The sequence below is a fragment of the Microcystis sp. M061S2 genome (assembly GCF_020245605.1).
Classification (GTDB): Bacteria; Cyanobacteriota; Cyanobacteriia; order Cyanobacteriales; family Microcystaceae; genus Microcystis.
In genome coordinates, this window is record NZ_JADBUP010000119.1 from 20340 (window position 1) to 28016 (window position 7677).

Genomic DNA, 7677 nt, shown 5'->3' on the forward strand with positions numbered 1-7677 from the left:
GACATTAGCTAGTCTTTATGGTTTCTTGATTGGCAAAATAGGAACGATTGTGTACTTTGTCAACCAAGTCTTGGTACTTACCATGACGGTAACAAATATCAATTAGATGAAATCTTTGTAGATCAAGAGTTCTGTATTGCAGTAAATCCTGATATTCTACTTCCATATCTCCACAGAGAGTCTCAAATTCACTGTCAGTATAAGCATCCTTAATTTGCTTCCGTAATTGTTCTTTTGTTACAGTATTATTTGGGGTTGTTGTTCTTTGTTGGTTTGGTGGTTTTTTTGAAAATTCTGGGTTTATAGCAATTACGAAATTTTCGGCTGCTAATTTTATAAATGGATGTTGAGTAGATTGTTGTTGAGGGACATTTCTGGAGATATAGTCACATAAACTCATGATGTAAACTTGCTTGTCATTGTTGGCTGCTTTACCATTCAATCCTTCGAGTAAATAGTGGGTAAATAGCCCATTTTCCCAATTCTCAAATTCCCAAGATACCTCATTAGATCTGCACGAAGCGATAATAACTCGCCCTTTTCCATTAGCCATTTGATTGTAGGTTTTTTCTGATAAACCTTTTTTGATTTGAAGGTTTGCATCTTTGGGTTCACCGACTCCACCAGAGTGACAGCTATCCAGAAAAACAACTAAACGATCTGCATGAATTGCTCGCAAAGCCGTCGTAAATTCTTCACTGCTAATACAAGTTTCTTTAATTTGTTCTAAGTTAGCATCTACAGGACATAAATATTCTACCTGCGAAGATCCTTCAACAATACGCATTCCATGACCAGAAAAGAAAATAATTGCCGTGTCACCTTCTCCGGTAGAGTTAGCCAGCAAACCTAGTTGTTCAAGAATAATATCTTTGGTGGCATATCCATCTTTTAAAATATTCATGTTTTTAGGAGAATAGCCATTACGAATCAAGGCATTATATAAATCTTGGGCATCATTTGTGGTCTTGGTGAGTCGAGTAACATGGCGATAGTTAGCAACTCCAATTAATAAGGCGTAAAAGTTCATATTAGGCTCCGGTATATGAAGGGGAATAGGTTTTCTTTGAGTGATTTCCAGATGAATTTGATTCGGCTCTTCTCCTGACTGGTTACAATACCACTCCTTCCAAACTTTTTGTATTCTATCGATAAATCTTGGGATGTCAAAGCCGTTTTTACTACAGAATCTTTCTATCCCATAATCTGTGTGGAGATCGCTTACGGCATCAGGCTTATATGTTAAGCGAGTAACTACAATAGCTGGTATCTGATTATTTCTAGCTTTATTAAGAAGAAAAATTCCTTTTCTATCAGGTTTTCCTAAGCTAATATCAGTAATCAGTAAATGATAAGGGGCTTCTTGTGACAGAGCCTGATCTGCGTTCTCATAAGTTTCGACTTTTTTGAGAGTATAATAGCAGGAGTCGTATTGATTAATATACCTTAAAGCTTCTTCAATCCGTTCTTCAAGAATATTATCCTTCCAGCCAGGATTATGTTCAACTAGCAAAATTCTGAATTCCCTCTCTTGCATATCAATCTCCTTATGCTTATCTGTGAAGTTAAAAGAATCCCTACTCAATTAATAGGTAAGGTAATAGTGAATTGAGATCCTTTACCTATTTGACTGTCAAAGGTGATATTACCCTTTAAACTTTCAATATAGGTCTGAGCTAACCACAATCCAATTCCCATGCCGTGTCCTGAAGATGGCATACTATAGCTAGGCTCAAAGATTAGATCACGATCTTCTTCGGAAATGCCTATCCCCGTATCTTTGACCCACACTTTAATTAAAGTTTCTCCCTCACTATCAATTAGTTGACCCCCAATTGATAAAGTTCCCCCTTCTGGCATGGCATTGGCAGCATTGCGGATTAGATTATCAAAAACATCAGTCAATTGCTGTTTACCCACCGAAATATCCGGTAAGTTGTCAGGTAATTCGATTTGTTTAACGATATTAGATGGGAAATCATCGACTTGTGCCAGAGCATCTTGTACGACTTCGGCAATATTAATCGGTAATTTATCCTCTTGCTGAATCCACACTTGCATCCGTTGAGCTTTTTGGAGAATCCGTTCTGCTGAAGCTCGAATCCGAAGTGCTTTCCCTTCGCTATAGGGATCGCCCACATCGTAAATATCTTCTGCCCATACTCGAATTGCCCCCACCTCACTATTTATTCGATGAATCAAGGAACTGGTGACGGTTCCAAGATCAGCTAAAGCCCTCACTTTAACCAGTTGTTCTCTATTTTTCACGCTTTGAATAGCAATAACAACCTGATCTGCCAAAGCTTCTAACATTTGTTTATCTCTTTCGTCAAATGCTCCCTTGCGGTAGCTTTCTAGGTTGATGACGCCGACTAGACGATCTTGATCCACTATGGGAACACATAGCTCCGAATTCGATGGTTCATCGTAACGTTTGTAGCGACTGTCCTTGGTAACATCGTTCTGTAAAACGGTTACTCGATGTTGAGCCACCCATCCCGTAATGCCCTCTCCCAGTTTGGTGCGAATCGAAGAAGCACCTGGTGCATTCGCTGGATGCCAAACCTCCATAACTAATTCTTGGCTTACGGAATCAAAAAGTCGAATATCTGCTAAGTCTGCGCCAGTGCATTCCAGAGATCGTTGCATAATCAGGTTTAGGAGTTGTTTATCATCTTTTAATGGGAGTTGTTTATTATCTAAGCCGATAGCGGTTTTAATGTGGCGATTAATCTCACTGAAGGCTCTCAACCATTGCTGTCGATTTTCCAGCCATTGCTGATTCATAATAGCGATCGCGGCTGAAGCGGCAAGGGTTTCAATAATTATTTTTTCATCAGGTTCAAAAACATGAGGTCGTCGATAATTGATCAAGAGTGTGCCGACAATTTGATCATTGACTTTCAGCAAAATTCCTGCTGCTGCCTGAATCTTTTCTTTTTTAGCAAACAAGGACCCTTTGAATATTTCTTGACAGGCTACATCATCAGGATAGACATTCTTTCCATGTTTGACGAGTTTAGCAGGTACATCCTCGCTATCGATTTCTGTTTGTGCTTGTTGGCTAAACTTTAGTCTTCCTGCCCTAGCGGGTTCGGGGAGAAATTGCTCATTGGCTTCAATGTATCTGTAAATCGTGATAGTATCAGCGGCTAGTAGATTGAGGGTACTCCAGGCAATCTGGTTCAGTAAGTCCTCTTTATCTAGATTCTTGGTCAAAGATTGAGCCACTGAATGAAGCACTTTGAGTTGAGTATTTCTGTCTCGCTGATGTTCGTAAGTTATCCCATGACGGATGGCTTCTTCAACCCGATTATCAAAGAGTTTTAGCCAACTAATTACCCTTTTGTCAAAAGGATTCTCCTTCTTGAAATGAAAATACAAACATCCTGTATATTGCTCAACAATTAAGGGAATAATAATAATTGCTTTAATTCCCAGATCAAATGCTTTTTGATTGTAATCTTTTAGGGTTATGGCATTTTGTCCTTGAGACAAATCTGGTACAAATTTTTCTTGATCATCCTTGATCGCCTTTTGACCTAGACCACCTTTTCTGGGGGGACTTTTTCTGATAAAGTCACGACCAATTAATTCAGAAAAAACTTCGTAAGAGTAAGGAATGCGATCTGCCTCAATCACTAAAGGTTTTTTCTTGATACTTCCGTCAGAAATGACTTCCAGAACGTAAGGTTTTAGTGGCAATCCTTCTAAAAAATGAAGGCTAGTTCCATCAGCTTCAACTGCTTTCATGGCAATTTTAGCAATCTTGTCCAAAACGCAAGGAAGTTGAGTTTCACGAATCTTTAAAGCCCACTCACCTACCTTTTTAATTAGATCAATCACTTCTTCTATTTCAATCTTTTTTAATGGATTCTTATATCCTACTTCTATTGTTCCAATTACTTTAACTTCATCGCCTACACAGGATTCAGGTAGAAAAATTTCCGCAACACTCTGTTGACCATTATCTTGAGATTGATTTTGTCCAATCTCCTTAAACCAATTCTCAGTAACCTCGTGATTAATAAAATTTCCCCGAAGGTCATTAAACCATTGTTGATCATTTTTACCTTTATCATCCTGCACTAAAATCAGAGGAGTAAAAATCCGTATCAGATCCTGGTGATTGTTATCATCGTAAACCCATTTATCAAACCGCCCCCGTTTATCCCAACCAGCAATAACTTCAGTTCGGCAAGTTTGGCAAATATCGGCTTGAATATCTCTTAAACTGGGGTCAGGTTCTAGATAGTGCCTAGCTTTTCCAGCCCAGTCAGTTCCCTTTACTGCTTCAATAATTTGTTCTTCAGAACGAATCAACTGAATTGAAGCAAAATCATAGCCTAGCCCGATACATTGTTGAACAATGTTGGCAAAAACTTCTTCTTGTTTAAATAGCTGAAGAGTTGCCTTTTCTATCTGGGTTTCAATTTCATTTAAAATATGTTCATCCACCATAATTGTCTCCCTTTCATTTATTTTATCTTGATTGTATCTTGAATACTGTTCCTGGTTCTAACGGTTTTAAGCGATTTCTTGATGAAGAGTTCTTAGGACTTGCGTAAAAAAATACTGGCTAGACAATCCATATTCAGTAGCATAGTCCAGAACTTAAAATGAAATGACCTACTAATCAACAATCTTTTTAACTTCGTCCTTCACATCTTCGACCGTGTGACGAACTCTTGCCTCTGCCTGTTTTTCCTTGCCCTCTGCTTGAGCTTTGGGATCGCCAGTCAGATCGCCTACTGCTTCTTGAATTTTACCTTCGATATTTTTGGCGGTTGCCTTGGCTCTATCTTTTAAACTCATGATATGCTCCTTGTTAAATTGGCTTCCTGATATTAGGTGTAATAGGTGGTTGTTTGATTTCTTGAATGAATTGATTGAATTGATTGAATACGATACAAAATGTAACTCAAGGTTAAGAAGCTGTTTGAAAAGTTATCAGGAAGTAGTTGAGTCCGACTTGGCGGGTGCTAAACGTCTCAACATTAGATGTACCATCGCCGCATAAATCATCGCCTCGCTGGTAGTCGGTAAATATTCGTGATCTTTGCTTAAACGACGGAAACATCCCAACCAAGCGTAGGTTCGCTCGACTACCCATCTTTTCGGTAACAGGACAAATCCTTTTTGGTCATCGCTCCGCTTGACCACTTCCAATGCCCATCCGTAGCGTTCCTTGATTTTAGACAGAAGTTTCTGACCCCCTATCCGCCCGAATACTCCGACCCCGTTTAACTCCTCCTTCCACGGCGTTCAAACAACCGTTCGACCTTGGGAATTAAGGATAAGATTCCCAAGGCTAAGAGAGTGCTGAGAATGGCCGTCGCTTCTCGCCCCATCCCTGCCGCTACGCCGATGGCCGCCGTTAGCCATATGCCCGCCGCCGTGGTCATCCCCTTAGCCTCCTCTTGGTGCCTTCCTATAATGATCGATCCGGCCCCAAGGAATCCCACCCCAGCGATCAAGCCCTGCAACACACGAGTTAAATCTGCGATCGATGCCCCAGATTGTTGAGGAATGAGGACGAAGAGTGCTGCCCCGAAAGAAACCAGCATATGCGTTCGCAACCCTGCCGCCTTGCCCTTGATCTCCCGATCGTACCCCAGTAGACCACCAAGGATCGCCGCAAGCAGGAAGCGTAAAATGATGCGGATAATTTGAGCCACATCGGTGATCTCGGAGAATTCCGATAGCACAGTATTCCATATCACTTGCCACACACCCGTAGTCCCTCCTTACTTTGGCTGTACTTCATTCTACAAAGTTGGCTGTAATTTCTTTATTGATGTCCGATCGTTCTACCGATAGATTGCATCATCAATCGTGACTCGGAAAAACTCACCCTCTGACTCAAACCGCTCAGTGCCAAAGTACCATCCAATCCGCAGACGGGTCGGAATGGTATAGCCACAGAATGTGCCTTCTTCCTCTATAATTCCACCGAAGTCCACATAATGAGACTTAGACAAAAAACAAATCGAGAAAAGCCTCAACTCCAATCCCCGCTTGGGATTTACTTCGAGAAGCCCAAAATCGCTGAAACCCAGATATATCAAGGAAAATCATAAATCGAGGTTAACCCTTTGTCCCGTAATGGTTTGAGCCTTTTTTGCTGACCGAAAACGCCTAAGTCCCATTAACATCGATCACTCGAATCGCTTCGCACTCGCAAAGATTACACTGGACTTTACCCAAACTTTCAACTCCCGAACAAGGGCAATCTGGTCGCGATTTGATGCCTCTACTGACTTGGTAGTTATGGCTGGCTCGTGAGATAGTACAAGATAATCCTTTACCTTGGCAGAAGCCTCTTCCACAAAACTCTCTGACTCCTGGAAGGGTCGCTCAGGGTTTTGGGGAAATTTTAGCGGTGATTGGTACACCCGCCTGTTTCCCCAAAACCCGAGGAAAATCCCAGGGCTGGCCTAAAGGCAAAAAACGGACTCCAAAAATCCCTTATCCTACGGTCAAAAAACGCTATTCTGCCCCGCCTAAATCGAAAAAGACCGCATCTTAATCCTTCATCCTGCTTTTATCTCTTTCTCAGTCTTTTATCCCTAGCTGTGCCAATTTGGGCTGCAAATTAGTCTAAACAGAAGTTATGATTCTTATTTAACCATCTTTTAACGGCCGCATTTTCACAGTCTTGTTTTTGATGCCCATCTTGTTTTTTAATGAATTCTGGCTCTAAATTAACTACTTGTTTTTGCTTAGGAGACACCACCCTAGGTGTGACACAGCCATGAAAATAAGTTGTAGTTCCATTTCGATGATTACGACAGTTACAATGAGGGCAATTAATTTTCTTGGATGAGAAATATTCTGTGCCATCTAACGCCACTAAAATTTCTCCATCTAAGTAGAGAAACTTTTTCAAAACTCCCTTTTCCTTTAACCATTGATAGACTTTTTGAAAAGTCCTAGAGACAGTAGAGGCTGGCACTGGCTCTGGCTCTAACAGATTTCTTATTTGATTATCCCCAGGAATTTTTTCAATTGAAAATAAACTTTCAGCATTATCTTTTCCCTTATTGCTTTTCATTAAACGTTGATGGTCTAAAAAAGACGGCGACTGAGTAAAAAAGACTGAAAATGCAGCCATCACGGCATCTTCTACCTGATATTTTGTATTATTTCTAGGTTTCCTCTCATCGAGTAAATCATGTAATTCTTGACGTAAAAATTGCATTAATTCCGAAATTTCTAGGGTTGCCGCTTTTTGAGCCATCTTGGAATAATTTGACGTGCTGGTGGATTTCTAACTCACCCATTTTACCTTAGCTGACAATAATTATAAATTTTTATTTCCCTTGAATTCCTTATTCTAAAAACAGAACTATCTTCCTGAATTTACCCCGTTCGTTCTCAGCCAATCCCTTTGATTGCTTGAGTATTTATACTTAATTTATCCAACCAATTGTTTTTTTAGTGATCGCCTCTCCCTGAAAAATAGTCACTTTCTACTATATTTTGCCTTCCAAAATCGGGGTTAATGCTCTATTTATTTCAAAATGAGAATTGCTGCTGATCACTGATTCTAGGCTAATTTAATTGCTGCCGTGACTACCTCTTCTAAAGACTCTAACCAATGAAAGTTAACATCAGCTAAACTCTGACTGAGATCGATCGCTTTGCTGTCAGCTAGGACGCGAAAAATTATTTGTG

Annotated in this window: 4 protein-coding genes and 4 pseudogenes; 1 reads left to right on the forward strand and 7 read right to left on the reverse strand. The window is 40.3% G+C overall.

Annotated elements, in window-relative coordinates; all coding sequences use genetic code 11:
* Nucleotides 1-4: 4 nt before the first annotated feature.
* From IM475_RS18930 to IM475_RS18950, 5 genes and pseudogenes are all read right to left on the reverse strand, one after another.
* A complete protein-coding gene (locus IM475_RS18930; RefSeq protein ID WP_287728740.1) occupies nucleotides 5-1537 on the reverse strand; it encodes a caspase family protein in 1533 nt (510 codons plus the stop codon).
* A 44-nt stretch (nucleotides 1538-1581) separates the two neighbouring features.
* Nucleotides 1582-4461: a GAF domain-containing protein gene (locus IM475_RS18935; protein ID WP_287728741.1), complete on the reverse strand. Its 2880-nt coding sequence runs from the start codon at nucleotides 4459-4461 to the stop codon at nucleotides 1582-1584.
* A gap of 171 nt (nucleotides 4462-4632) precedes the next feature.
* Entirely contained in the window at nucleotides 4633-4815 is a 183-nt protein-coding gene (locus IM475_RS18940; protein ID WP_016515440.1) for a CsbD family protein, read from the reverse strand.
* A 135-nt stretch (nucleotides 4816-4950) separates the two neighbouring features.
* Nucleotides 4951-5178: pseudogene (locus tag IM475_RS18945) on the reverse strand (transposase); the annotation flags it as partial.
* 65 nt (nucleotides 5179-5243) lie between these two features.
* Nucleotides 5244-5732 carry an MgtC/SapB family protein gene (locus tag IM475_RS18950; RefSeq protein WP_004159254.1) on the reverse strand — a complete coding sequence of 163 codons (489 nt, stop codon included), beginning with the start codon at nucleotides 5730-5732 and terminating at the stop codon, nucleotides 5244-5246.
* Between the two features lie 421 nt (nucleotides 5733-6153).
* Between IM475_RS18950 and IM475_RS18955 the strand changes: the two are divergent.
* Nucleotides 6154-6529 (forward strand): annotated as a pseudogene (locus IM475_RS18955) (NF041680 family putative transposase); the annotation flags it as partial.
* An 84-nt stretch (nucleotides 6530-6613) separates the two neighbouring features.
* Here IM475_RS18955 and IM475_RS18960 read toward each other — a convergent pair.
* A pseudogene (locus IM475_RS18960) lies at nucleotides 6614-7240 on the reverse strand (ISNCY family transposase); the annotation flags it as partial.
* A gap of 309 nt (nucleotides 7241-7549) precedes the next feature.
* Nucleotides 7550-7677: pseudogene (locus IM475_RS18965) on the reverse strand (ATP-grasp domain-containing protein); the annotation flags it as partial.

Excerpts from the sequence above, each read along its gene's own strand:
- IM475_RS18930 (WP_287728740.1), bottom strand. The coding sequence starts at position 1,537 with ATGCAAGAGAGGGAATTCAGAATTTTGCTAGTTGAACATAATCCTGGC.
- IM475_RS18935 (WP_287728741.1), bottom strand. The coding sequence starts at position 4,461 with ATGGTGGATGAACATATTTTAAATGAAATTGAAACCCAGATAGAAAAG.
- IM475_RS18940 (WP_016515440.1), bottom strand. The coding sequence starts at position 4,815 with ATGAGTTTAAAAGATAGAGCCAAGGCAACCGCCAAAAATATCGAAGGT.